Consider the following 22,258-nt stretch of genomic DNA (forward strand, 5'->3'; position numbering starts at 1 on the left):
GGTGTGGTCTGGTCTGTTGCGCCCCCGCTTCAGGCTGAGACCGACACCGGTGGTGGACGCTCCCAGCCCGACCCCGCTTCCACCACACACAGGGAGGACGTTGTGGACGACATCGACAGCCTGCTTGTGGGCGGAGGCGGCGCCGCGGCCCATGCCGAGCGGTTAGCTGCGCTGCAGTCACAACGGATGCGACTGCAGGCAGTATGCGACGAGGTTGGCGTGGCCGCGGCCCAGTTCAGGACCGGCGCCGGAGGTGAGCGCGACCGTACCTGGCGCTCACACGCCGGCCGGCTCTACGCGGCCAGGCGGGGCGAGCTGCAGGACGAACTCGACAGGGCGGCGGCGCTGGCTCACAACGCCCTGGCGTCGGTTGAGCGGGCCATTCGTGAGCTGCGGGCGGCCGAGTGAACGACGACATCCTGGTGGTCTCCGGCGGCGGCAGTACAGCTGTCTCCACAGATGACCTGCTGGCGGAGCGGGCGGTACTTGAGGTTCTGCGGGTCCAGAGTGCCGAGTGGGGTGCCGAGCTGGTTCGCATCCAGGCGACATCCAGCATCCCTGCGCCGGCCTGGACCAGCGCCGGTCCTGACTATGCCCTGTTTGCCGCCGCTCGCGCGCTGGATCAGGTGGCGACCACGAGCAGCGCGTTGGCCGGAGCCCTCGGCGCGGCAGCCGAGTCGTACGGGAAGACGGAGCGTTCGGTCGCACGACTCACGCGACTGACCGGTTCGGGGCTTGCAGCGCTCCTCGGGTTCCTCTCCCCCGCCCTCGCGCTGCTCACTATCCCAATGCTCACCTCCGCGGTGACGGCATGGTTCCTCGCCTCGGTCATGACGGGCACGAGCATGGGCGGCCTCGCTGCAGCCATCAGCCGGAATCCCCGGTTACTCACCAACCCGGCATTCGTTGCGCTGGTTCGGGTGCTGGTGTCGTCAGTCGATGACGCGGCTGCGGGCGTGTTGCGGGTGCCGCCTCCGGTCATGCATCTGCTCGGCGACGACGGGCTCGGCATTCTGGGAGTCTCAACCTCTGCGGCCTCCGTGCTGTTCGCCGCCCATCAGCTCGGGGTGATGAACGAAACGCCGGTTGCGGCAGCTCCGGTCGGGCGCAGCCACCCGGTCGGCGTTCCTGTCGGCGTGCACGGCCTGGCCGAGCGGATCCCCCGGGCGAAGGCCGGCGATCCACAGGTTCGCATCGAGCGCTACGGTTCAGCGGATGCGCCGAGCTGGATCGTGTACGTCGGCGGTACGATCGACTGGAATCCGGAGCCGGCAGCAGAGCCGTGGGATCTCACGTCCAACATCGTGGGCGTCGCCGAGCAGCAGGCTGGCTCGTACCGGGCGGTGCTCGATGCGATGGAGCAGGCCGGAATCGGGCCGGACGATCCTGTGGCCCAGGTCGGCCACTCCCAGGGAGGGCTGGTCGCAGCCCAGATTGCCGCAGCGGAACGGTTCAACACCGTTGCCGTGCTCACCTTCGGGGCACCGGCCGGTCAGGTGGCCGTTCCGCCCGACGTTCCCATGCTTGCCGTCGCCCACACCGATGACGTGGTGCCTGCTCTCGGCGGAACGGCCAGGGACACCACCGCGGACGGCAATGCTCACCTGCTGGTCAGGCGCGAGGTTTACGGAGAGACGGCGTTGCCTGACGACATAGCGCTTCCGGCCCATCGCATGGCGACGTACGCCGAGACCGCGTCGCTTATCGACGAGTCGAACGAGCCCCGCATCGTCGCATTCACAGCGGGGATCGCAGCCCTGGGTGGTGCGACATCCGCTCCCGGTGCGGTCACGTACTGGCGAGGCACGCGCCTCGCGCCCGCCACATAGCGCCGTTCTCCGCGAAACCAGGCACCGAAACCGGGCCCCAAAAACCAATGGATCGCCCACTTTTGCTAGTGCAGGCGACCTCGCACTAGCGAAAATGGGCGACCCATGTGTGTTAGTAGGACGATTTTGCCGACGGGCGGAAGATCAGGCCGAGCAGCCAGCTGATGATGCCGAGCACGATTGCACCGAGCACACCCCACCAGAAGCCATCGACAACGAGGCCGAAGCCGAACCAGCTCGAGATCCAGGCCGCGAGCATCAGCAGCAGGCCGTTCACGATGAACGAGAGCAACCCCAGCGTGAGGATGTACAGCGGGAATGCGACGATCCGCACGAAGGTGCCGATCACGCTGTTCACGAAACCGAAGATCAGTGCGACAAGCGCATAGGTCAGAACGATTGCGATCGTGTTGTCTGCGTACGGCTCGATATGAACGCCGGCGACGATCAGGCTGGTGAGCCAGAGAGCGATTGCGTTCAGGAGGAGTTTGATGAGAAAGCCCATACATCCACACTATTGCACCCGCGAGTTGCGCGTCAGAAGACTTCTCGGGCAAGCGAGTCCCGCAGCGCTGTGAGTACATTCGGCTGCCAGAATATTCAGACTTGTAGACTCGCCGGGTGAGCCAACGTGACCCGATGACTGTCCGCCTGCGCCCTGAAATCGTGGCATTGCCTGCCTACAAGCAGGGTAAGCCCGCTTCAGACGACGCATTCAAGCTCTCGAGCAACGAGAATCCGTTCGAACCGCTTCCGTCGGTCATCGATGCGGTCGCTGCACACACAACCTTCAACAGGTATCCGGATGCCACGGCGCTGGCGCTCCGAGAACGTCTCGCTGCACGCTTCGGCCTGTCGCCCGACGAGGTGCACATCGGCTCTGGTTCAGTCGCGATCCTTGCCCAGCTCATCCTCGCCGCAGCGGGTGTCGGTGACGAAGTCGTTTACTCCTGGCGCTCATTCGAGGCATACCCGACGCTGGTCGCCGTCGCCGGCGCCACCAGCGTCCAGGTGCCCAACCGCGCCGATCACGGCCACGACCTGGCCGCCATGGCCGCAGCGATCACCGACAACACCCGAGTTGTCATCGTGTGCAGCCCGAACAATCCGACCGGAAACATCGTTACCGCCGACGAGTTCGAGGCGTTCATGGCGAGCGTGCCAAACGACTTGCTGGTTATTCTCGACGAGGCATACATCGAATTCGTGACGGATGCCGCCGCCACCAACGGGCCCACACTCCTCTCCCGCTACCCGAACCTCGTTGTGCTGCGCACGTTCTCGAAGGCATACGGCCTCGCGGGTCTGCGGGTCGGCTATGCGCTCGGTGCCGAGAGCATCCTGAACGCGGCCAGGTCGACGGCGATCCCCCTCTCGGTGACTGGCCAGGCCGCCACCGCAGCACTTGCGTCCCTCGACGCAGAAGACGAGCTGCTTGAGCGCGTCGGCCACCTCGCGACTCGCCGCGACGGGCTGTGGGACGCGCTCACCGCCGCGGGATGGAACATCCCCAAACCGCAGGGCAACTTCATCTGGCTGCCCACCGGCGACGAGACGAGCGAGGTTGCCCAGCGACTCGACAACGCCGGTTTGATTGTGCGTCCATTCGCCCCTGAGGGCATCCGAGTGTCAATTGGCGAGGAAGAAGCTGTGGAGAAACTCCTACAGATCTGCGAAGAGATTGTTCACGGTCTACCAACGGGCCACCCGGCGCGGAAGCTAGGTTAGTACGGTGGCAGGCAACCCAGACATTGATCCCATGGTCCAGCTCCTCTCTCCAGAGGGAAAACTGGTCACAAACGACAGGTCGGCAGAATTCCTGCCATACCTCGAGCGACTCGGCGACGACGATTACCGTAAGTTCTACCGCGACATGGCGGTCGTGCGCCGGTTCGACGCCGAAGCAGCCAACCTGCAGCGCCAGGGTCAGCTCGCCCTCTGGGTTCCGAGCCATGGTCAGGAAGCAGCCCAGGTCGGTTCGGCGTATGCGACCAAGCCACAGGACCACGTTTTCCCGTCGTACCGCGAGCACGTCGTCGGCATGATCCGCGGAGTCGACGTCGTCGACATCCTCAGGATGCTGCGTGGCGTCACGCTCGGCGGCTGGAAGCCTGAAGAGCACGGCAACTTCCACCTCTACACGCTGGTTTTGGCCTCGCAGACCCTGCACTCCACCGGCTACGCCATGGGCATCAAGTTCGACGGCGCGACGGCAACCGGTAACCCGGAGACCGACGAGGCAGTCATCGTCTACTACGGCGACGGGGCATCCTCTGAGGGCGAGGCCAACGAGGCGCTCGTCTTCGCCTCCAGCTACCAGACGCCGCAGGTTTTCTTCATCCAGAACAACCATTGGGCCATCTCGGTTCCGGTCACGCGCCAGTCCCGCACGCCGCTCTACCGGCGCGCAGGCGGATTCGGCATGCCTGGCACCCAGGTCGACGGCAACGACGTGCTCGCGAGCTTCGCCGTCACGTCCAAGTCGATGGATGACGCCCGCGCCGGCCGCGGCCCGTCGCTGATCGAGGCGATGACCTACCGGATCGGTGCGCACACCACCGCAGACGACCCCACCAAATACCGCGATCCGGCCGACCTGGCTGCCTGGGTCAAGCGCGACCCGATCGTGCGCTTCCGCAGCTACCTTGAAGGCCTCGGCGCTCCATCCGACTTCTTCGCCTCTGTCGACGAAGAGGCCGCAGACTTCGCCGCTGACGTGCGCCGCCGCGCCCTGGAAATCCGGGGACCGGAGAAGTCGATCATCTTCGACAACGTCTACGCAGAACCGCATCCGTTGATCAACGAACAGAAGGCCTGGCTTGACCGCTACGAGGCTTCATTTGAAGGGGACCAGGCATGAGTGACGTTCAGGTGACGTCGGCGAACCTGCCCATGGCCAAGGCGCTGAACGCCGGCCTCCGCAAGTCGATGCAGGACGACCCCAAGGTTCTCTTGATGGGCGAGGACATCGGCCCGCTCGGCGGTGTTTTCCGGGTGACCGAAGGGCTGCACGCCGAATTCGGCGAGAACCGTGTTCTCGACACCCCGCTGGCAGAGGCCGGCATCATCGGCACGGCCATCGGCCTGGCCATGCGCGGATACCGTCCGGTCTGCGAGATCCAGTTCGACGGATTCGTGTTCCCCGGTTTCAACCAGATCACCACTCAGCTTGCCCGCATGCGTAACCGGCACGAGGGCGGCGTCTCGATGCCCGTCGTCATCCGGATTCCGTACGGCGGACACATCGGTTCGATCGAGCACCACCAGGAGAGTCCGGAGACGTACTTCACGCACACTCCCGGCCTGCGCGTGGTAAGCCCGTCAAACCCGCACGACGCCTACTGGATGATGCAGGAAGCCATCGCATCGAACGACCCGGTGATCTTCTTCGAACCGAAGAGCCGCTACTGGCCGAAGGGCGAAGTCGACTTCACCGAGAGCGGCGTTCCGCTGCACTCCAGCCGTGTGGTGCGCTCCGGAACAGATGTGACCGTCGTCGGTCACGGCGCCATGATCAGTGTTCTGTTGCAGGCTGCCGACATCGCTGCGACTGAGGGCATCAGCATCGAGGTCATCGACCTGCGTTCGCTCTCCCCCGTCGACTACGGCCCGATCCTCACGTCTGTGGCAAAGACCGGTCGCCTGGTCGTCGCTCAGGAGGCATCAGGTTTCGTCAGTCTCGGCTCCGAAATCGCCGCAACGGTCACCGAGCGGGCGTTCTACTCGCTTGAGGCCCCTGTGCTGCGCGTTTCGGGCTTCGACACCCCGTTCCCCCCTGCGGCAGTGGAGACCCACTTCCTGCCGAGCCCTGACCGCGTTCTCGAAGCTGTGGATCGCGCGCTCTCCTACTGACTGACCTGCTCGAACCTGACTGACCTGGTCGAAACCCGATTCACCGCCTGCACGAACGCAGATCTGTAAGAAAGGCACATGATGAGCCTGTCAAAGTTCACCCTCCCGGATGTCGGCGAGGGCCTCACCGAGGCCGAGATCGTCTCGTGGAAGGTCGCCCCGGGCGACACCGTCGAGATCAACCAGGTGTTGGTCGAGATCGAGACTGCCAAGTCCCTGGTCGAGCTGCCGTCACCGTACGTCGGCGTCGTCGGCGAGATCCTGGTCGACGAAGGCACAACAGTCGACGTTGGCACCCTCATCATCACCATTGAATCCGGTGTGGATGCCCCGCAGGCCGCCACTCCCCCGGCTGCTTTTCCCGAGCTGCAGGCCGCGCCATCCGCTGCCCGCGCTGAAGTTGTTGAAGCAACAGCGGATGCACAGGCCACCATCTCTGACGAAAAGCCCGCTGACGAGAAGCCGGGTGCCATGCTTGTCGGCCACGGCAGCTCTGCAACGATGGCGACTCGCCGCAAGCGTCACAATCCGCAGGCCGTCGCGCACGAAACCATGTCCCCTCCCCCGGTGCACACCGAGCCGGCCGTTGCCGCTGAACCGCTTCCGGTGCTGCCGCCCAAGGAATCAGTCGGGCCCGTCATCGCCAAGCCGCCGATCCGCAAGCTGGCCAAAGACCTCGGCGTTGACCTGTCGTTCGTGACCCCGACGGGACCGATCGGCGACATCACCCGCGACGACGTGGTGCGCGAGGCGAACCAGGCGAGCGTGTTCCGCAACATCCAGACCCCTGAGTGGCCCCAAAGCCGCGAGGAGCGCATCCCGGTCAAGGGTGTGCGCAAGGCCATCGCGCAGGCCATGGTGTCCAGCGCGTTCACTGCCCCGCACGTGAGCCTGTTCGTAGACGTCGACGCGACCAGGACGATGGAATTCGTCAAGCGACTGAAGACCTCAACCGACTTCGCCGGTGTCAAGGTGTCGCCGTTGCTGATCATGGCCAAGGCAATGATCTGGGCAGTGCGCCGCAACCCCACGGTGAACTCCACGTTCACCGACGAAGAGATCATCATTCGCCACTACGTGAACCTGGGCATCGCGGCGGCGACCCCGCGCGGACTCATTGTGCCGAACATCAAGGAAGCGCAGGACATGAGCCTGCTCGAGCTCGCCCGATCGCTCGAGCAGCTCACGATCACGGCACGTGACGGCAAGACCCAGCCGGCCCAGATGTCGAACGGCACCATCACGATCACCAACATCGGTGTCTTCGGCATGGACACCGGCACGCCGATCCTCAACTCCGGCGAGGCCGGAATCGTTGCGCTCGGCACGATCAAGCAGAAGCCGTGGGTCGTCGACGGTGAAGTGCGTGCGCGTTACGTCACCACGATCGGCGCCAGCTTTGACCACCGGGTCGTTGACGGCGACGTCGCCAGCCGCTTCCTCGCCGATGTCGCGAGCATCATCGAGGAACCGGCGCTACTGCTCGAGTAGACGGTGTCGCTCGAGCCGAAAGTTCCGGCTCGAGCGTCGCCAAAATCAGCGCCGACGCGGTGTCTTCCTGCTTTTGACAATCATTATCAATAAGCGTATTCTCGGAGAGTCCCGTCCGACTCCCTGAGAGGTCCGTCCCTGTGAACCGCCGCCTTCTGATTCTTCCTGCCGTCGCCCTGGCATCCGCCCTCGCGTTGACCGGATGCACCACCAGCGGCACCCCAGATACCCCCGCCAGCGACAGCGGAGCGATCACCGTCGTCGCCTCGACCAACGTCTACGGCGATATCGCGTCTCAGATCGGCGGCGACCTGGTTTCTGTCTCGTCGATCATTGACAGTGCAGACAAAGATCCCCACGAGTATGAGGCGGATGCCCGTACCCAACTGTCACTCTCGAAGGCCGACGTCGTCATAGAAAACGGTGGTGGATACGACGACTTCGTCGACACGATGCTCTCGGCATCGGGCAATGAGGATGCCGCTGTGCTGAACGTCGCCGATATCTCCGGCTACGACCAGAACCCGGCCGACGGTGAGTTCAATGAGCACCTCTGGTACGACTTCCCCACTATCGCCACGCTCGCGAAGGACATCGCGACCGAATTCGCCACGCTCGATCCTGACAACACCGCAACGTACGATGCGAACGCAGAGACCTTCATCGCCCAGATCGAAGACCTCCAGGCAAAGGAAGCCCAGATCAAGGCCGATCACGGCGGAACAGGCGTTGCAATCACCGAACCGGTGCCGCTCTACATGCTTGAGGCCAGCGGGCTGGTCAACAAGACCCCTGAGCAGTTCAGCGAGGCCGTCGAGCAGGGAACCGATGTTCCGGCCAACGTTCTCGCCGAGGTGACCGATATGTTCGGCACCGGCTCCATCGGAGTGCTTGTCTACAACGAGCAGACCTCTGGCGCCCAGACCGATGCTGTGCTGAAGGCCGCAGAAAGCAACGACGTTCCAGTGGTTTCGGTCGCCGAGATCCTGCCTGAAGGCACCGACTACATCTCCTGGATGACCTCGAACCTCGACGCACTCACGGCGGCGCTCACGGCATCCGCTTCGGGCAAGTAATCTTCGAACAATGACTTTTTCGCCACCTACTGCCCACTCGGCTGGTCGATCCCGTTTCGGATCGCCGGCCGATTCGGTGTTGCGGCTCAGAGACGCCTCACTCGGCTTCGGCGACCGCACGCTGTGGAGTGGTCTAAACCTCGACGTGCACGCCGGCGAGTTCATCGCGGTGCTCGGCGCCAACGGGTCAGGCAAGACCAGCCTGCTCAAGGTGATCCTGGGGCAGAACCAACTCAGTGCAGGCGAGATCTCGTTCCTCGGACGCCCGGTCAGCAGGGGAAGTCGGCAGATCGGCTACATTCCGCAGCAGAAGCTCGCGGACGATGGAACCCCACTGCGGGCGCGCGACCTGGTCGCACTCGGCCTGAATGGTCACGTCTGGGGACCACCGTGGCCATCGAGGGCCCGTAATCGCGAGGTCGACGAGCTGCTGGCCGCTGTCGGTGCGACGGAATATGCCAACGTGCCGATCTCGACGCTGTCCGGCGGCGAGCAGCAGCGGCTGCGGGTCGGGCAGGCGCTGGCCGGCGACCCCAGACTCATCCTCTGTGACGAACCACTGATCTCCCTCGACCTCAACCACCAGGCCGGCGTCAGTGAGCTGATCGACCGCCACCGACGTGAGCGCAATCTGGGCGTGCTGTTCGTCACCCACGACATCAATCCCATCCTCGGCATGGTCGACCGGGTGCTCTACCTGGCCGGTGGCTCATTCAGGATCGGCACACCAGACGAGGTGCTGCGCTCCGATGTGCTGAGCGAGCTCTATGGTTCAACCGTCGACGTCATCCGCACCAGGGGTCGCGTGATCGTGGTGGGTGCCCCCGATAGTCCGCATGGCCAGACGGATGCCGCGCATCACGACGAGACGTCGGTCATCTCTCCACAGGAACGGCTTCCGTGATCGCACTCGAGACCTCTGACGACCTGTGGTCGCAGATCTTCAACTTCTCCAACTACGGCGAGCTCCTCGCCCTGTTGCACAACTCGATCATCGCCGGTGCCGTGCTCGGCGTTGTGGGCGGCCTGATCGGTGTGTTTGTGATGTCACGCGACATGGCGTTCGCCGTGCACGGCATCAGCGAGCTGTCGTTCGCCGGGGCATCCGCCGGACTGTTGTTCGGTATCGGTGTTGTCGAAGGCTCGATCATCGGGTCGATGATCGCGGCGCTCCTGATCGGCATCCTGGGCTCAAAATCGAGGGATCGTAACTCGATCATCGCCGTGCTGATGCCCTTCGGGCTTGGCCTTGGCATCCTGTGTCTGGCGCTCTATCCGGGCAGGACCGCCAACAAATTCGGCCTGTTGACCGGTCAGATCGTGGCCGTTGACAACCCGAGTCTTGAATCGCTCATCATTATCTCGGTCATCGTCGTGATCGGTCTGCTGCTCGTCTGGCGGCCTTTGACGTTTGCCAGCGTCGACCCGGCGGTAGCCGCAGCGCGGGGCATCCCGGTACGTGGCCTGTCGATTTTCTTCATGCTGCTTCTCGGCCTGGCCGTTGCGGTTTCAGTACAGATCGTCGGATCACTGCTCGTGCTGTCGATCCTGGTGACTCCGGCCGCCGCCGCACTCCGACTCTCGTCCTCCCCCGTTGTCGTACCCATACTCAGCATGCTATTCGCGGTCGTCTCACTCGTCGGTGGCATCATGCTGGCGCTCGGCGGTTCGATTCCGATCAGCCCGTACGTCACGACGATTTCGTTCGCGATCTACGTGGTCTGCCGACTTATCGCGGCCTGGAAGGTTCGCCGCGGCGTGAACGGGCGAGTGCTGAGCGCTGCCTAGGGCAGCACGCGCGATGCGAAGCCGGGCGACAGGTGGCATAACCGGCGGGCCGCTACGGTTGTAGGTACTGCCGAGGGTGGCAGCAGAATCATCCGATCGACGAAACGAGGTGACGTGATGGCAGTGAAAAGGAACACCTGGCAACGGGAAGCGGTCCGTGACGCACTCGATTCCACCGACGGATTCGTCAGTGCTCAGGCGTTGCACTCCAGCCTGCATGCGACCGGCTCCCCCATTGGCCTGGCCACCGTCTATCGGGCGCTCTCCGACCTCGCATCCCAGGGTGAGGCCGATTCCCTGCAGTCGCCGGAGGGCGAGAGCCTGTACCGCGCCTGCAGCACCGACAGTCACCACCACCACCTGATCTGCCGCAACTGCGGGCTCACCGTCGAGATCGAAGCGGATGCCGTCGAAGAGTGGGCGCGGTCGGTCGCCTCTGAGCACGGCTTCACCCAGGCCGCGCACGTCGTCGACGTGTTCGGGCTCTGCGCCACCTGCTCTGCGCTCGCGGCCACGCCTGCGGAATAGCGGCACCCTGCGCTCCACGACCACGTGCGTCCGATTAGGATAGGCTTACCTTCTCACCTCTCCCCTTCGTTCGGACACAGGTTCCCATGCCCACGACAGACGCACAGTCCTGCGCTTCTCGCGCGATTGCCGCCTGCCAGGAATCACACGCATGACGTTGAACACTGCGCTGAGTGGCGAAGAACTCGTCCTGCGGTATGGCAAAGACACCGTGATCCACGGCGTCTCGATGGCGCTCGAACCTGGCCGTGTCACCGCCCTCATCGGACCGAACGGCAGCGGAAAATCAACGCTCCTTCGCTCACTTGCCCGGCTGCATCCCACTGATTCAGGCGAGGTGACGCTCGGCGCGCGCGATGGGCATCCCCAGCGTGCGGTGTCGCTACTCAGCGCACGGCAGTTCGCTCGCGAGGTGACTCTCTTCTCGCAATCGAGGCCTGCGCCTCAGGGCCTCACGGTGAGCGATGTCGTCGCGTTCGGACGCCATCCATATCGCCGAGGATTCGCGGGCCTCTCCCCCGCCGACCGCGCATCGATCGATCACGCGATGCGTGCCACTGGCGTTCACGACATGGGTGACCGGCCTGTCGGCGAGCTGTCAGGTGGCGAGGTGCAACGCGTCTGGCTGGCTGCATGTGTAGCGCAGGAGACCGGAGTCGTGCTGCTCGACGAGCCCACGAACCACCTCGACCTGCGCTATCAGATTGAGACCCTCGACCTTGTGCGCGATCTGGCCGACCTGCATGGTGTGGCGGTGGGCATCGTGCTCCACGACCTCGATCACGCGGCCAGAATCGCCGACACGCTGCTGCTGCTATCCGCCGGGCGCATCCACGCTGCCGGTGACCCGAGTGACGTTTTGACGACTCAGAACATCAGCGAGGTCTACGAAATCCCCGTCGAGGTCACCGTCGATCCAGGCACGCTCCGTATCCGTATCGACCCTGTCGGACGACACTCCGCCCGCGGGGCCGTCTCAGCTCAGCTTCACTCCTGACCCTGACCCCTTTGAGAGGACCATCAATGATCCGCCCCCGTTCCTTCGCGGCCACTGCGGCAACGCTTGCCATCGCGGCTCTCACCCTGACCGCCTGTGGCACGACGACAGTCGACGCGGCGGGTTCTGACGTCGCTGAATCGACCTCGGCGGCGTGCGTGGCCGACACGACGAAGACCTCGACCGATCCGGTCTCCATGACTGACGGCGTCGGTCGCACTGTTGAGCTCGACAAGCCTGCCGAGCGCATCGCCGTGCTCGAATGGCAGCAGATCGAGGATGCCCTGACGCTGTGTGTCACGCCCGTCGCGGTGTCGGACTCCGACGGCTACTCCACCTACGTGAGTGCAGAGACCATCCCAGAGGGCGTCGCCGAAATCGGCACCCGCGGCGAGCCGGACATGGATGCGCTGTACGCCACGAACCCTGACCTCATCATCGTCGAGGCCTTCAGCGCCGACGACGAACTCATCGCCCAGCTTGAGGAGCGCGGCGTTCCCGTGCTCGCCACTGTGGGTGCAGATGGCGCCGACCAGATCGGCAATATGAAGAACGTCTTTTCGATGATCGCCGAGGCAACGGGACGCACCGAGCGCGCCGGCCAGGTACTTGACGAGTTCGACGCCCACCTCGCTGCGGCCAAGGACAAGGTCGCATCTGTGACCCTGCCAACCACCGACTTCCTCTTCTTCGACGGCTGGATCGAGGGCGGTAACGTCACCATCCGCCCCTACGGGCAGGGCGCCCTCTTCACCGCGCTCGGCGAGGAGCTCGGCCTGACCGCAGCGTGGACCGATGAAATCGATGCCGCATACGGCAGCGGCGGCGTCGACCCCGCGTATGGCCTCGGCCAGACCGACATTGAGGGCCTGATCGCCGTCGGCAACGCCACTCTCTTCTACTCAAGCGATGAAGCGGCTGATGGCTATGTCGCCGAGCTCGAGAAGAGCTCCATCTGGTCGTCACTCCCCTCTGTACAGGATGGTCGGGCGTACGCCTTCCCCGCCGGCGTATGGGGTGCGGGCGGTCCGCTGTCCAACCAGCAGGCAATCGACGCCTACGTTGACATCCTCACGCAGCAGCAGGGTTGAGCCTTCCCGCCCGAGTAGCACCTAGCGTGGACACGACTCTCAGGCGGCCGTCATCCGCTATCGGTCTCCGCAGTGCAATGAGCGGGACAGCCATACTGGCTGTCCTGCTCGTTGCCGTCATCCTCGTCGGGTTATGGCATGTGACTCAGGGAACGTCCGGTGTTGACATGTGGGGTCTGCTGCGCCTCCTCGGTGGCGCGCAGGAGAGCGTGAACGGCGTGCCGGTCAGTGATGTGCTGACCGGATCACGCCTTCCTCGGCTGTTCGCCGGTGTGGCCGTCGGTTTCGCGCTCGGCGTCGCCGGTGTATTGCTGCAGTCAATCAGCCGCAACGCGCTTGCGTCTCCTGACACCCTCGCGGTGACCGCTGGGTCGTACTTCGCCCTCTCCGCTGTGGCCGCGTTCGGCCTGTCAGTTCCTCTCTGGGCGTCAAGCGGCGTCGCTTTCATCGGCGGATTACTCGCGGCCGCACTCGTGCTTGGCCTTGCAGGCACTTCGGCGGGTACCGGCACGACCCGGCTCATCCTCGCCGGTTCCGCGACAGCAATGGCGCTCGACGCGGCAACGGCGATGCTCCTCATCCTGTTCAAGGAGAACACCACAGGGCTGTTCGCCTGGGGCAGCGGATCGCTGGCACAACTCAATCTCGATGCCTCGGTGCGTGCTGCACCAGTCATCATTGTCATGCTGGCGATAGCGCTGTTGTTGTCGCGGCGCCTCGACGTGCTTGGCCTCGGCGACGACACTGCATCGTCGCTCGGTGTGCCTGTGCGTTCGACGCGGATTATCGCCGTGGTGTGCGCTGTCTTCCTGACGAGTGTCTCGGTGACGCTTGCCGGCCCCATTGCTTTCGTCGGCCTCGGCGCCCCGGTTCTCGCCCGCTTGCTCGCGAGCCGCATTCGAGTGCTCAACCGGCACATCTACCTCATCCCCGTCTCCGGCCTCCTGGGCGCATTGCTGATCCTGCTCGCCGACGCGACGTTGCGCGCGATCCTCGGTGCTGAGGGCGCCACGTCGATCCCGACGGGCGTGCCGACGGCGCTGCTCGGCGCAGCAGTGATTGTGATCCTTGCGCTCCGTTTGCGCGACTCAGGTCCGGTCCGCCAACCTCCGCAGGCGCGCGGTGGCCCGCGTTCCCATCGTCGGTTCGTGACTGCTCTGGTCATCGCGGCCGCGCTGCTCGTCGGGGCGATCATTGTCGGCATGCTGGCCGGCAGCCTGTGGCTGCGCACAGGAGACATCGGCCTGTGGTTGCAGGGTGGTGCTTCTGACCTTGTCGGCCGTGCGCTCGACGATCGGCTGCCGCGCGTGGCCGCCGCTGTGCTCGCCGGCGCAGCACTCGCGCTCTCCGGGTGCGTTGTGCAGGGCACTGTCCGAAACCCCCTCGCCGAACCGGGCATCCTCGGCATCACCGCCGGTGCCAGCCTGGGCGCGGTAATCGTCGTCACCTCGCTGGGTGGCGGGCGGCCACTCCTCGTCGTCATGGCGGTTGTGATGGGTTTGGCCACCTTCGGCCTGATCGCGTTGCTCACGTGGCGCGGCGGATTCCTGCCCGATCGATTCGTCCTGATCGGAATCGGCTGCGGCTACGGTCTGAGCGCGATCACCACGTTCCTGCTGCTCCGCGCCGACCCGTGGAACACTCCGCGCATCCTCACCTGGCTCTCTGGAACGACCTACGGACGAACGCTGCCCGACGTGGCGCCCGTTGCCGTCGCGCTTGTTATTGCCATCCCGCTGCTGATCGGGATGCGGCGGCAGCTCGACCTGCTCGCGATCGACGAAGACACCCCGCGTATCCTCGGCGTGCGACTCGAGCGCACACGATTGGGGATGCTCGCCCTCGCCGCCATTCTCGCTGCGCTCAGCGTGGTCGCCATCGGAGCAGTCGGTTTCGTTGGCCTGGTCGCCCCGCATCTGGCTCGGGCAATCGTCGGTGCCAAGCACGGTCGCACGATTCCGATGGCAATGGTGCTTGGTGGCCTTCTCGTGTGCGTCGCCGACACGCTCGGTCGCACCGTCATCTCGCCGGCGCAGGTACCTGCCGGCTTGATGATTGCGCTGATCGGGGCGCCATACTTCATCTGGCTCTTGCACCGCTCCCGCGAGTAGCGGGAGTCCGCGTCGGCCCGGTGTCGACTAGGGCAAGAACTCGCGGATGACGGTACTGATCAGCTCTGGACGTTCGGCGAGGAGCCCGTGTGACGCGCCGGGAACGATGCAGAGCTGGGCACCCGGAATCGAGGCCGCGATGCGCAGGCTGTGTTCAGGCCTGATGGAGTCGCGGTCGCCCGCGACAACGAGGGTTGGTGCGGTGATCGCCGCGAGATCACTCGGGTCGATGTGCGGCTCAGTGGTCCACAGGCGGAACAGCTTGTTGAGCACGATATCGGCGTGCTCGGGGCCGTCGGGAGACAACCTGTCGTAGTGCATCCGCTCGACGTCGGGCTTCTCGACGTCAGGATTCTCGACGGCCGGTCCCCCGGCGTCCGCTTCAGCAGGCGGGCGTGGCGTGAGCAGGAGGGCTTGGTGGTCGGCCGAGGTATCGAAGGCAGACGGGTCGAGATTCGCGCTGATTGCGACCAGGGAACGGACGCGCTCCGGATGCTCAAGCGCGAGCATCACACCGAGGATGGCGCCGTCGCTGTAGCCGATGACATGCACCGATTCGAGGCCATGGGCATCGAGATATGCGATTGTGTCTGCCAGTCCCCTGGCGTAGCTGAAGTCTTCGGCAATGTCGGCCGACCGCCCATGACCCGGGCGTTCGAACGCGTACACACGATAGTGCTGCGTCAGGGAATCGGACTGGGCCCGCAACGACTCGAGTGAGCAAAAACCACCATGAAGCAGAAGTACGGGATCGCCGTCACCGTCGACCTCTGAATACAGGTCCACCTCATTGATCCGCAGATACGTCATCCGTTTACGGTACGTCATCCGCTGTGAAACCGAGGGGTCGTCGAACCCCGGCAATGCTCGTAGTCTCGAAAGATACAGGCTTGTTGAGCGTCAGACGTTCGGGGGAGCTCGGTAATGGAAAAAGCAGCTGCAGGCGGTAAAAAGCGGGGACGGTCAGCGCGTCACCTTGATCCCGCAAAGTTGCCGGCGCTCTACACGATTGTTGTCGGCGTTGCGCTGGTGATCATGGATTCGACGATCGCCAATGTCGCAACCCCTGTCGTGCTCCGTGACCTCAAGATGAACTCCTCGCAGGTTGAGTGGATGACGGCCATCTACTCCCTGGTGTTTGCAGCCCTGCTGCTCACCGTCGGTCGAGTCGGAGATCTCTACGGCAGGCGTCGCGTTTTCGTGTCAGGGATGATCGTCTTTCTCATCGGATCGGTGCTCGCCGGCTCGGCGGTGAGCGGCGAGATGCTGATTTCTGCGCGGTTCATCGAGGGTGTCGGCGCGGCAATGATCATGCCGACTGCCCTGTCGACTCTCAACGTGATGTTCGTCGGCCGCGATCGCTCTATTGCTTTCGCCACCTACGGGGCGGTGATCGGCGGTATGGCTGCAGTCGGGCCGCTTGTCGGCGGCTGGCTAGCAACGGATGTGACGTGGCGCTGGGCGTTCTGGCTGAATATTCCGTTTGCGGTATTGGTCCTCATCGGGGCGTTTCTGTTCCTCAAGGAGAACTCTGAAGAGGGTGCGCATGGCTTGGACGTCGGCGGAGCCGTGCTGTCGGCGATCGGTATGGGCGGAATCGTTTTCGGGCTGATCGAAGGACAGTTCTACGGCTGGTTCGTGCAAAAGGATGGCTCTGTCTCGCCCGTCCCCTTCGCTTTCGGCATTGGGATCGTCGCGCTGATCTGGTTCATCCTGCTTGAACGCTCCAGGCGGCGCGCGGGCAAGACGGTGCTGCTCGATCTCACACTCTTTCGCATCAAAACGTTCAGGTTCGGTGCCACTACGTCGCTCATCATCGCGCTCGGTGAGTACGGGCTGCTGTTCGTGCTGCCCCTGCTGCTGCAGAACGCTCTCGGATTCAGTGCGCTCGGTACTGGCTGGCTGATCTTTGCGCTCGCCATCGGTACGTTCTTCATCTCTGCGCTGGTTCCCAACCTTGCGCACCACCTCAGCACCCGCACAATCGTGCGTATCGGTGTCGCGATTGAGGCAGTGGCCCTGTTCGGGCTCGGACTCAGCATCTCGGCCGACATCACCGGCTGGGGCATCGCCGCCTGGCTGTTCATCTACGGCATCGGCACAGGAATGACCACCTCCCAGCTGACCAACATCGTGCTCAGCGAGGTGCCGGAGGCCGAGTCGGGCCAGGCCTCAGGCGCGCAGTCGACGGGGCGACAGATCGGTTCGGCGTTTGGCATCGCAATTATGGGGGCGATCTTGCTCGCCGTACTCGGGTCTTCAACCAGGGCGTCGCTCGAGGACCAGAATCTTCCGACCGCACAGGTGACGAAGATCACCGACGCCGTGACGGCATCCGACGGGTCGATCATTCCCCAGCTGAAGGCCAATCCCGAGACGGCCAAGCAGGGGCAGGCGGCAGCGGATGCCCTGATCGACGCATCGAAGCTCGTCGCGCTCACCGGCTCTGGGGTACTCGTGCTCGGCCTGATCACCACCTTGGCCATCCCCCGCCCCCGCAAGCTCGACGCCATCCAGCAAGAGACGTTGCCCGCAGCGGCGTCGGAGTGACGGCTTCACGATGACGCAGGGTCAGCGGCACCGCGCCATCCCGGATCCGCCCGACCCTCGGTTTGCGCGACACGCCCGGAGCGCGTAATGTTGATAGCTGCTGTGCATATCTGTGCGCGCATTGCGGACTGGCCTCCCACACTCTTCTCGAAGTGCGTGGTTTCTGGTTCGCCGACAAGAGATCTTGGGAAGGGCACTCGCCCTTCGGTATATGGAGGAAACCATGGCAGCAACTTGCCAGGTGACCGGAGCCATTCCCGGCTTTGGACACAACATTTCGCACTCGCACCGACGCACCAAGCGTCGTTTCGACCCGAACATTCAGAAGAAGACGTACTTTGTTCCGTCGCTTCGCCGCAGCGTCACGCTGCAGCTTTCAGCTAAGGGAATCAAGGTCATTGACGCCCGTGGCATCGAGTCGGTTGTTAAGGACCTGCTCGCACGTGGGGAGAAAATCTAATGGCTAAGGCTCAGGACGTACGTCCGATCATCAAGCTTCGTTCGACGGCTGGCACGGGTTACACCTACGTCACCAAGAAGAACCGTCGCAACAACCCCGACCGTCTCGTGCTGAAGAAGTACGATCCCGTAGTGCGCAAGCACGTTGACTTCCGCGAGGAGCGCTAAACATGGCGAAGAAGAGCATGATTGCCAAGAATGACAAGCGCAAGGTGATCGTGGCACGCTACGCAGCCAAGCGCCTGGAGCTGAAGAAGGCTCTCGTCGACCCGAACGGAACCGACGAGTCCCGCGAAGCTGCACGCCTCGGCCTGCAGAAGCTCCCCCGCAACGCTTCGCCGGTGCGCGTGCGCAACCGCGACGCTGTTGACGGACGCCCCCGCGGACACCTCAGCAAGTTCGGTATCTCACGTGTTCGCTTCCGCGACATGGCCCACAAGGGTGAACTGCCGGGCATCACCAAGTCCAGCTGGTAATTCCGGTCTGAAACTTTCAGAAGGGGATGTCGACTTTCGAGTCGGCATCCCCTTCTGTTGTCTTTCGTCGTTTTTTATCGTCCCCGAATATCCGTTCAACCGCATGTAGTTTTCCGCGCACAGCGAAAACAGGGCGACGCGCCGGGAGAAATGGCCCAAAAGTCGCGTAAATCCGCGGAACTTCACGGATTTCTGCTAGATTCAACGCGGTCGAACCGACCACCAGCGGAGTTTTTCTGAGCTTCTCTGGAACAAAGAAATTGCTGTTTTTACAGACCAAGGTCCGAGGAGGACACTCAATGGCTGACAAGTCGCTGAACAAGACCGAGCTCGTTGCCGCCGTTGCCGCGGCGTCCGGTCAGAGCCAGGCTTCCGTCGATGGCGTTCTGAACGCTTTCTTCGCGACCCTCGCCGACACCGTTGCAAACGACGGCAAGGTCACCATCCCGGGATGGCTCGGCGTCGAGCGCACCGCAACCGCTGCTCGCACCGGCCGTAACCCGCAGACCGGCGAAGAGATCAAGATCGCTGCCGGCCACCGCGTCAAGCTGACCGCTGGTAGCAAGCTCAAGGCTGCCGCCAAGTAGTCTTCAATACTGAGTAAAGGGCGTCGACCAGTGGTCGGCGCCCTTTCTTTATGTCTGCATGTCCTTTTTCCTGCCTGCATGTCCTTTTTTGTGCCTGCATGTCCTTTTTTGTGTCTGCATGTCCTTTTTCGTGTCTGCATGTCTCCGCGAAACCGGAGTTGTGGTCGTTATGTGGGTGTCATAACGACCACAACTCCGGTTTCGCGCACTGGAATGGCGGACAGAGGCGGACTTCGGTGCGGTCGGGGGCGGTTAAGCTTGGTTAGTGTCCCGTTCAGTACGCATCATCGGCCCCAGCGTCCTCCTGCTTGCCGCAGTGCTCTCGACGATTCTTGGACTGGCGTTCGGCGGGGGAGCCGACCCGCAGTTGCTGGCAGACCCCGGCCCCGCAGTTCGGTGGGGACTCCCCATCGTCAAGCTGTTCGTCAACATCGGCGCAGCTGGCACGATCGGCGCCCTGGTCCTCACCTGTTTTGCGCTGAGCCCCAAGGAACGTGAGTTCAACAGCGCGCTCGACTTTGCGGCGGCATCCGCTGCATTCTTCACCGTCGCGTCGGCTGCGACGGGCTTCTTCACGTTCTTGCAGGTCACGAACGTGCCGCTCAGCTTCGATGATCGCTTCAGCGCCACTCTCGGCCAGTTCATCTCGGAAATCGCTCTCGGACAGGCGTGGCTCGCCACGACACTCATTGCCGCGGCGGTCACCGTGCTGTGCTTTGCCGTGCGTAACCAGACAGCGTTGGTCTTTGTCACCGTCCTGGCTATCGGCGCGCTGGTCCCGATGGCCCAGCAGGGCCACTCAGCGGGCGCTGAGGGCCACAACGCCGCAATCACCGCCCTCGGCCTGCACCTGGCATTCGCCGCCGTCTGGCTGGGCGGGCTGCTCACCATCGTCGTACTGCGAAAGCAGTTGGATGGCGGACGCCTCACGGCGATCATCGGCCGATATTCAACGCTGGCGATCGTCTGCTTCGTGGTGGTGGCTGCCTCCGGTTACGTCAGCGCCGAGCTGCGCATCGGCACCCTTGACAACCTGCTCACCCCATACGGCATCCTGGTGCTGATGAAGGTCGCTTCGCTCATCGTGCTGGGCTTCTTCGGCATCCTGCAGCGTCGTTACTTCATCAGCAAGATGCAGAAGAGCGCCAACCCTGCAGGACGCTGGTTCTGGTGGCTTGTCGTCGCCGAACTCGCCTTCATGGGTGTGGCATCCGGTGTGGCCGCCGCACTGGCGCGCACCGCAACCCCGGTCGCCCAGACCGTGGTGACTGAAATCCCGACATCGACTCCGGCGCAGATCCTCACCGGCGAGGCACTGCCGCCCGAGCTCACGTTCTCGCAGTACTTCACGGTGTGGAACTTCGATATCGCCTGGATGCTCTTCTGCGGCTTCGGCATATTCTTCTACGTTGCAGGAGTGGTGCGCCTGCGCCGTCGCGGCGACAAGTGGCCCATTTACCGCACGGCGCTATGGATCGCAGGCATGCTCGTGCTGTTCTACATCACCAACGGTGGCGTAAGCGTGTATGAGAAGTACCTGTTCTCGACCCACATGATGATGCACATGGTGCTGACAATGCTGGTACCCGTGTTGCTGGTTCCCGGTGCGCCCGTCACGCTCATTGCGAGGGCCGTAAAGAAGCGCAAGGACGGCAGCAGGGGAGTGCGCGAGTGGGTGCTGCTCGCCGTGCATTCAAAGCCGGCCGGTTTCCTGGCCAACCCGATCGTCGCAGCGCTGCTCTTCGCGGGGTCGCTCTGGGTGTTCTACTACTCATCGCTGTTCAGCTGGGCGACAACCGACCACATCGGGCACCAGTGGATGATCATCCACTTTTTGATCACCGGGTACCTGTTCGTCCAGTCCCTGATCGGCATCGATCCGGTGCCATACCGGCTGCCGTATCCCTTCCGTCTGCTCCTGCTGCTTGGCACGATGGCCTTCCACGCCTTCTTCGGCCTGGCGATCATGACCGGAACCGGGCTGTTCCTGGCCGACTGGTACGGCGCCATGGGGCGCACGTGGGGGCCGAACCCGCTGCTCGATCAGCAGAACGGCGGCGGGATCGCCTGGAGCATCGGCGAGATCCCGACGATTGCGCTGGCCATCACCGTGGCCATCCAGTGGAGCCGAAGCGACGAGAAAGAGACCCGGCGCCTCGACCGTAATGCCGACCGCACCGGCGAAGCAGAGCTCACCGAGTACAACGCGCGCCTCGAGAAGCTGTCGGCGCGCGACAGCAAGTAGCTGAGCGGATGCGCGACGAGTGCAGCCGGACGAGTGCAGCCGGACTAGTGCAGTTGGATGACGAGGGAGCCGTCACCGTTGACGGTGACGCTCAGGCCCACCTCGAAATCGACATCCTCGTTCTTGGTGCTGATCTCACCATCAAAGAGTGATTGCACCTCGACGACGATGTGCGCGACGCCAGGAGTGGGCGCCATGTCGAAGGTTGTCTGGCCGGGTGAGAGCGTGACGGCGGGGTAATTCGGGATACTCCAGGTCGGAAGGCCCTTGACTCGATCATTGATCTCGATGCCGAACGGGCAGTTCGAGGGCTGGAGCACCTGCTGCTCTGCGCAGCTGTCCAGGTAGTTGTTGAGCTCGCTCTGAACCTGCGAAATCATGTTCGCGTTCGGTTGGGCGTCAACAGTGACGTCCACGGCGGCTGCCTGCGTCACTGTTGTGATGACCTGATCAGAGCCCAGCAGTGTTGAATCGTGCTGCACCGTATAGCGCGCGGGAGCGAAAGCGAGGTAAGCGGCCTGGTTCGAAAAGGTTGCAGGGTCGTCAGCGCTGTCGAGCGCTCGGGTGTCGAGCGTGAGGCCGTTCACCGTGAAGGTCGCCGCATGCAGCACGGTGACCTGGAGAACCGCGAGTGGGCTGGCTGCGAAGCTCCAGCTGTTGAAGACGCCAGCGAATGTGCCATCACCGCGGACGGAGAACGACATACTCGCGACCTCGCCGTCGACGCTGAACTCGTAGACGACGGTGTGCGTGCCGGGTGATGTCTCGGTGTCGCTGACCTGCCTGATGTCGGTCAGATCGCCAAGGACAGAGGGACGCAACAGCGTGTCTGGCAGGTTCTGGGGGAGGCCAGCTGCCTCGAGGGATGCGTTCGTGGGCTCAACGCCGGCAAGCGCGAGGGCGCCGACAGTATCTTTTCTGGCGAGGGCGTCAAGGTATTGGCGAACGAAGCCACCGGCGCTGTATACATCGCGGTTGAGTGCTCCGATGGCCGAAACGAGGGCAATGACGAGCAGGATCGCGACAACACAAATAGCGATGATCGCGCGAAATTGACCGCGCTTTTTCCCCTCGCCCCCGGTGCTCACCGCCCCATTCTATGCAACCCTGACTGGGTAACCTCGCGGTGATGACCCAGCTGGCGTGGCAGGGTGGGGATAACCAGCCGGTTACCGGCG

General features: G+C 63.7%; 22 protein-coding genes. 19 read left to right on the top strand and 3 right to left on the bottom strand.

Annotation, left to right across the window (positions count from 1 at the left end; all coding sequences use genetic code 11):
- The first annotated feature begins 102 nt into the window (after window positions 1-102).
- Window positions 103-408, top strand: a complete 306-nt coding sequence (locus tag ACMT3I_RS11400) for a hypothetical protein (RefSeq protein WP_414804608.1) — start codon at window positions 103-105, stop codon at window positions 406-408.
- Window positions 405-1,829 carry a hypothetical protein gene (locus ACMT3I_RS11405; protein ID WP_414804609.1) on the top strand — a complete coding sequence of 475 codons (1,425 nt, stop codon included), beginning with the start codon at window positions 405-407 and terminating at the stop codon, window positions 1,827-1,829. Before ACMT3I_RS11400 ends, ACMT3I_RS11405 begins: the two co-directional genes overlap by 4 nt.
- Before the next feature lie 112 nt (window positions 1,830-1,941).
- Here the strand turns inward: ACMT3I_RS11405 and ACMT3I_RS11410 are convergent, their stop codons facing one another.
- Complete coding sequence (locus ACMT3I_RS11410) at window positions 1,942-2,334, bottom strand: phage holin family protein (RefSeq protein WP_414804610.1); 393 nt, start codon at window positions 2,332-2,334, stop codon at window positions 1,942-1,944.
- A 134-nt stretch (window positions 2,335-2,468) separates the two neighbouring features.
- Here ACMT3I_RS11410 and ACMT3I_RS11415 point away from each other — a divergent pair, with 134 nt between their 5' ends.
- The 11 genes from ACMT3I_RS11415 to ACMT3I_RS11465 all read left to right on the top strand — a co-directional run bounded on the left by ACMT3I_RS11415 (window position 2,469) and on the right by ACMT3I_RS11465 (window position 14,763).
- Window positions 2,469-3,557 carry a pyridoxal phosphate-dependent aminotransferase gene (locus ACMT3I_RS11415; protein WP_414804825.1) on the top strand — a complete coding sequence of 363 codons (1,089 nt, stop codon included), beginning with the start codon at window positions 2,469-2,471 and terminating at the stop codon, window positions 3,555-3,557.
- 31 nt (window positions 3,558-3,588) lie between these two features.
- Window positions 3,589-4,689 carry a thiamine pyrophosphate-dependent dehydrogenase E1 component subunit alpha gene (locus tag ACMT3I_RS11420; RefSeq protein ID WP_414804826.1) on the top strand — a complete coding sequence of 367 codons (1,101 nt, stop codon included), beginning with the start codon at window positions 3,589-3,591 and terminating at the stop codon, window positions 4,687-4,689.
- A complete protein-coding gene (locus ACMT3I_RS11425; protein ID WP_414804611.1) occupies window positions 4,686-5,681 on the top strand; it encodes an alpha-ketoacid dehydrogenase subunit beta in 996 nt (331 codons plus the stop codon). Before ACMT3I_RS11420 ends, ACMT3I_RS11425 begins: the two co-directional genes overlap by 4 nt.
- Before the next feature lie 81 nt (window positions 5,682-5,762).
- Window positions 5,763-7,172: a dihydrolipoamide acetyltransferase family protein gene (locus ACMT3I_RS11430; RefSeq protein WP_414804827.1), complete on the top strand. Its 1,410-nt coding sequence runs from the start codon at window positions 5,763-5,765 to the stop codon at window positions 7,170-7,172.
- A gap of 140 nt (window positions 7,173-7,312) precedes the next feature.
- Entirely contained in the window at window positions 7,313-8,248 is a 936-nt protein-coding gene (locus ACMT3I_RS11435) for a metal ABC transporter solute-binding protein, Zn/Mn family (RefSeq protein ID WP_414804612.1), read from the top strand.
- Window positions 8,249-8,258: 10 nt separating this feature from the next.
- Entirely contained in the window at window positions 8,259-9,152 is an 894-nt protein-coding gene (locus ACMT3I_RS11440) for a metal ABC transporter ATP-binding protein (protein WP_414804613.1), read from the top strand.
- The gene (locus tag ACMT3I_RS11445) at window positions 9,149-10,036 is read left to right on the top strand and encodes a metal ABC transporter permease (RefSeq protein WP_414804614.1); all 888 of its coding nucleotides are present in this window, start codon (window positions 9,149-9,151) and stop codon (window positions 10,034-10,036) included. Before ACMT3I_RS11440 ends, ACMT3I_RS11445 begins: the two co-directional genes overlap by 4 nt.
- 117 nt (window positions 10,037-10,153) lie before the next feature.
- Entirely contained in the window at window positions 10,154-10,564 is a 411-nt protein-coding gene (locus ACMT3I_RS11450) for a Fur family transcriptional regulator (RefSeq protein ID WP_414804615.1), read from the top strand.
- Between the two features lie 151 nt (window positions 10,565-10,715).
- Window positions 10,716-11,561, top strand: a complete 846-nt coding sequence (locus ACMT3I_RS11455; RefSeq protein WP_414804616.1) for an ABC transporter ATP-binding protein — start codon at window positions 10,716-10,718, stop codon at window positions 11,559-11,561.
- Between the two features lie 26 nt (window positions 11,562-11,587).
- Entirely contained in the window at window positions 11,588-12,652 is a 1,065-nt protein-coding gene (locus ACMT3I_RS11460) for an iron-siderophore ABC transporter substrate-binding protein (RefSeq protein ID WP_414804617.1), read from the top strand.
- Between the two features lie 26 nt (window positions 12,653-12,678).
- Complete coding sequence (locus tag ACMT3I_RS11465; protein WP_414804618.1) at window positions 12,679-14,763, top strand: iron ABC transporter permease; 2,085 nt, start codon at window positions 12,679-12,681, stop codon at window positions 14,761-14,763.
- 27 nt (window positions 14,764-14,790) lie between these two features.
- Here the strand turns inward: ACMT3I_RS11465 and ACMT3I_RS11470 are convergent, their stop codons facing one another.
- Window positions 14,791-15,573 (bottom strand): alpha/beta fold hydrolase, encoded by a 783-nt coding sequence (locus ACMT3I_RS11470; RefSeq protein ID WP_414804619.1) that lies wholly within the window; start codon window positions 15,571-15,573, stop codon window positions 14,791-14,793.
- A gap of 114 nt (window positions 15,574-15,687) precedes the next feature.
- Here ACMT3I_RS11470 and ACMT3I_RS11475 point away from each other — a divergent pair, with 114 nt between their 5' ends.
- The 6 genes from ACMT3I_RS11475 (at window position 15,688) to ACMT3I_RS11500 (ending at window position 21,080) form a co-directional block, all read left to right on the top strand.
- Window positions 15,688-17,313 (top strand): MFS transporter, encoded by a 1,626-nt coding sequence (locus ACMT3I_RS11475; RefSeq protein ID WP_414804620.1) that lies wholly within the window; start codon window positions 15,688-15,690, stop codon window positions 17,311-17,313.
- Window positions 17,314-17,536: 223 nt separating this feature from the next.
- The gene (gene rpmB, locus ACMT3I_RS11480; protein ID WP_414804621.1) at window positions 17,537-17,773 is read left to right on the top strand and encodes a 50S ribosomal protein L28; all 237 of its coding nucleotides are present in this window, start codon (window positions 17,537-17,539) and stop codon (window positions 17,771-17,773) included.
- The gene (gene rpmG, locus ACMT3I_RS11485) at window positions 17,773-17,940 is read left to right on the top strand and encodes a 50S ribosomal protein L33 (protein ID WP_066598602.1); all 168 of its coding nucleotides are present in this window, start codon (window positions 17,773-17,775) and stop codon (window positions 17,938-17,940) included. The genes rpmB and rpmG overlap by 1 nt, the downstream gene beginning before the upstream one ends.
- Window positions 17,941-17,942: 2 nt before the next feature.
- Window positions 17,943-18,248 carry a 30S ribosomal protein S14 gene (rpsN, locus tag ACMT3I_RS11490; protein ID WP_414804622.1) on the top strand — a complete coding sequence of 102 codons (306 nt, stop codon included), beginning with the start codon at window positions 17,943-17,945 and terminating at the stop codon, window positions 18,246-18,248.
- A 299-nt stretch (window positions 18,249-18,547) separates the two neighbouring features.
- Window positions 18,548-18,835, top strand: a complete 288-nt coding sequence (locus ACMT3I_RS11495; protein ID WP_414804623.1) for an HU family DNA-binding protein — start codon at window positions 18,548-18,550, stop codon at window positions 18,833-18,835.
- A 265-nt stretch (window positions 18,836-19,100) separates the two neighbouring features.
- A complete protein-coding gene (locus tag ACMT3I_RS11500; protein ID WP_414804624.1) occupies window positions 19,101-21,080 on the top strand; it encodes a cytochrome c oxidase assembly protein in 1,980 nt (659 codons plus the stop codon).
- Window positions 21,081-21,124: 44 nt separating this feature from the next.
- On the opposite strand, the gene ACMT3I_RS11505 is transcribed toward ACMT3I_RS11500, so the two are convergent.
- Window positions 21,125-22,168: a hypothetical protein gene (locus ACMT3I_RS11505; RefSeq protein WP_414804625.1), complete on the bottom strand. Its 1,044-nt coding sequence runs from the start codon at window positions 22,166-22,168 to the stop codon at window positions 21,125-21,127.
- Window positions 22,169-22,258 lie beyond the last annotated feature (90 nt).

Source organism: Leifsonia sp. A12D58 (genome assembly GCF_047530025.1).
Taxonomy (GTDB): domain Bacteria; phylum Actinomycetota; class Actinomycetes; order Actinomycetales; family Microbacteriaceae; genus Cryobacterium.

Bases quoted from the DNA above. Each gene is read 5' to 3' on its own strand.
- ACMT3I_RS11470 (WP_414804619.1), bottom strand. From the start codon at position 15,573: ATGACGTATCTGCGGATCAATGAGGTGGACCTGTATTCAGAGGTCGAC.
- ACMT3I_RS11410 (WP_414804610.1), bottom strand. From the start codon at position 2,334: ATGGGCTTTCTCATCAAACTCCTCCTGAACGCAATCGCTCTCTGGCTC.
- rpsN (WP_414804622.1), top strand. From the start codon at position 17,943: ATGGCGAAGAAGAGCATGATTGCCAAGAATGACAAGCGCAAGGTGATC.
- ACMT3I_RS11415 (WP_414804825.1), top strand. From the start codon at position 2,469: ATGACTGTCCGCCTGCGCCCTGAAATCGTGGCATTGCCTGCCTACAAG.
- ACMT3I_RS11495 (WP_414804623.1), top strand. From the start codon at position 18,548: ATGGCTGACAAGTCGCTGAACAAGACCGAGCTCGTTGCCGCCGTTGCC.
- ACMT3I_RS11420 (WP_414804826.1), top strand. From the start codon at position 3,589: ATGGTCCAGCTCCTCTCTCCAGAGGGAAAACTGGTCACAAACGACAGG.
- ACMT3I_RS11440 (WP_414804613.1), top strand. From the start codon at position 8,259: ATGACTTTTTCGCCACCTACTGCCCACTCGGCTGGTCGATCCCGTTTC.
- ACMT3I_RS11475 (WP_414804620.1), top strand. From the start codon at position 15,688: ATGGAAAAAGCAGCTGCAGGCGGTAAAAAGCGGGGACGGTCAGCGCGT.
- rpmB (WP_414804621.1), top strand. From the start codon at position 17,537: ATGGCAGCAACTTGCCAGGTGACCGGAGCCATTCCCGGCTTTGGACAC.
- rpmG (WP_066598602.1), top strand. From the start codon at position 17,773: ATGGCTAAGGCTCAGGACGTACGTCCGATCATCAAGCTTCGTTCGACG.
- ACMT3I_RS11450 (WP_414804615.1), top strand. From the start codon at position 10,154: ATGGCAGTGAAAAGGAACACCTGGCAACGGGAAGCGGTCCGTGACGCA.
- ACMT3I_RS11430 (WP_414804827.1), top strand. From the start codon at position 5,763: ATGAGCCTGTCAAAGTTCACCCTCCCGGATGTCGGCGAGGGCCTCACC.
- ACMT3I_RS11455 (WP_414804616.1), top strand. From the start codon at position 10,716: ATGACGTTGAACACTGCGCTGAGTGGCGAAGAACTCGTCCTGCGGTAT.
- ACMT3I_RS11460 (WP_414804617.1), top strand. From the start codon at position 11,588: ATGATCCGCCCCCGTTCCTTCGCGGCCACTGCGGCAACGCTTGCCATC.
- ACMT3I_RS11425 (WP_414804611.1), top strand. From the start codon at position 4,686: ATGAGTGACGTTCAGGTGACGTCGGCGAACCTGCCCATGGCCAAGGCG.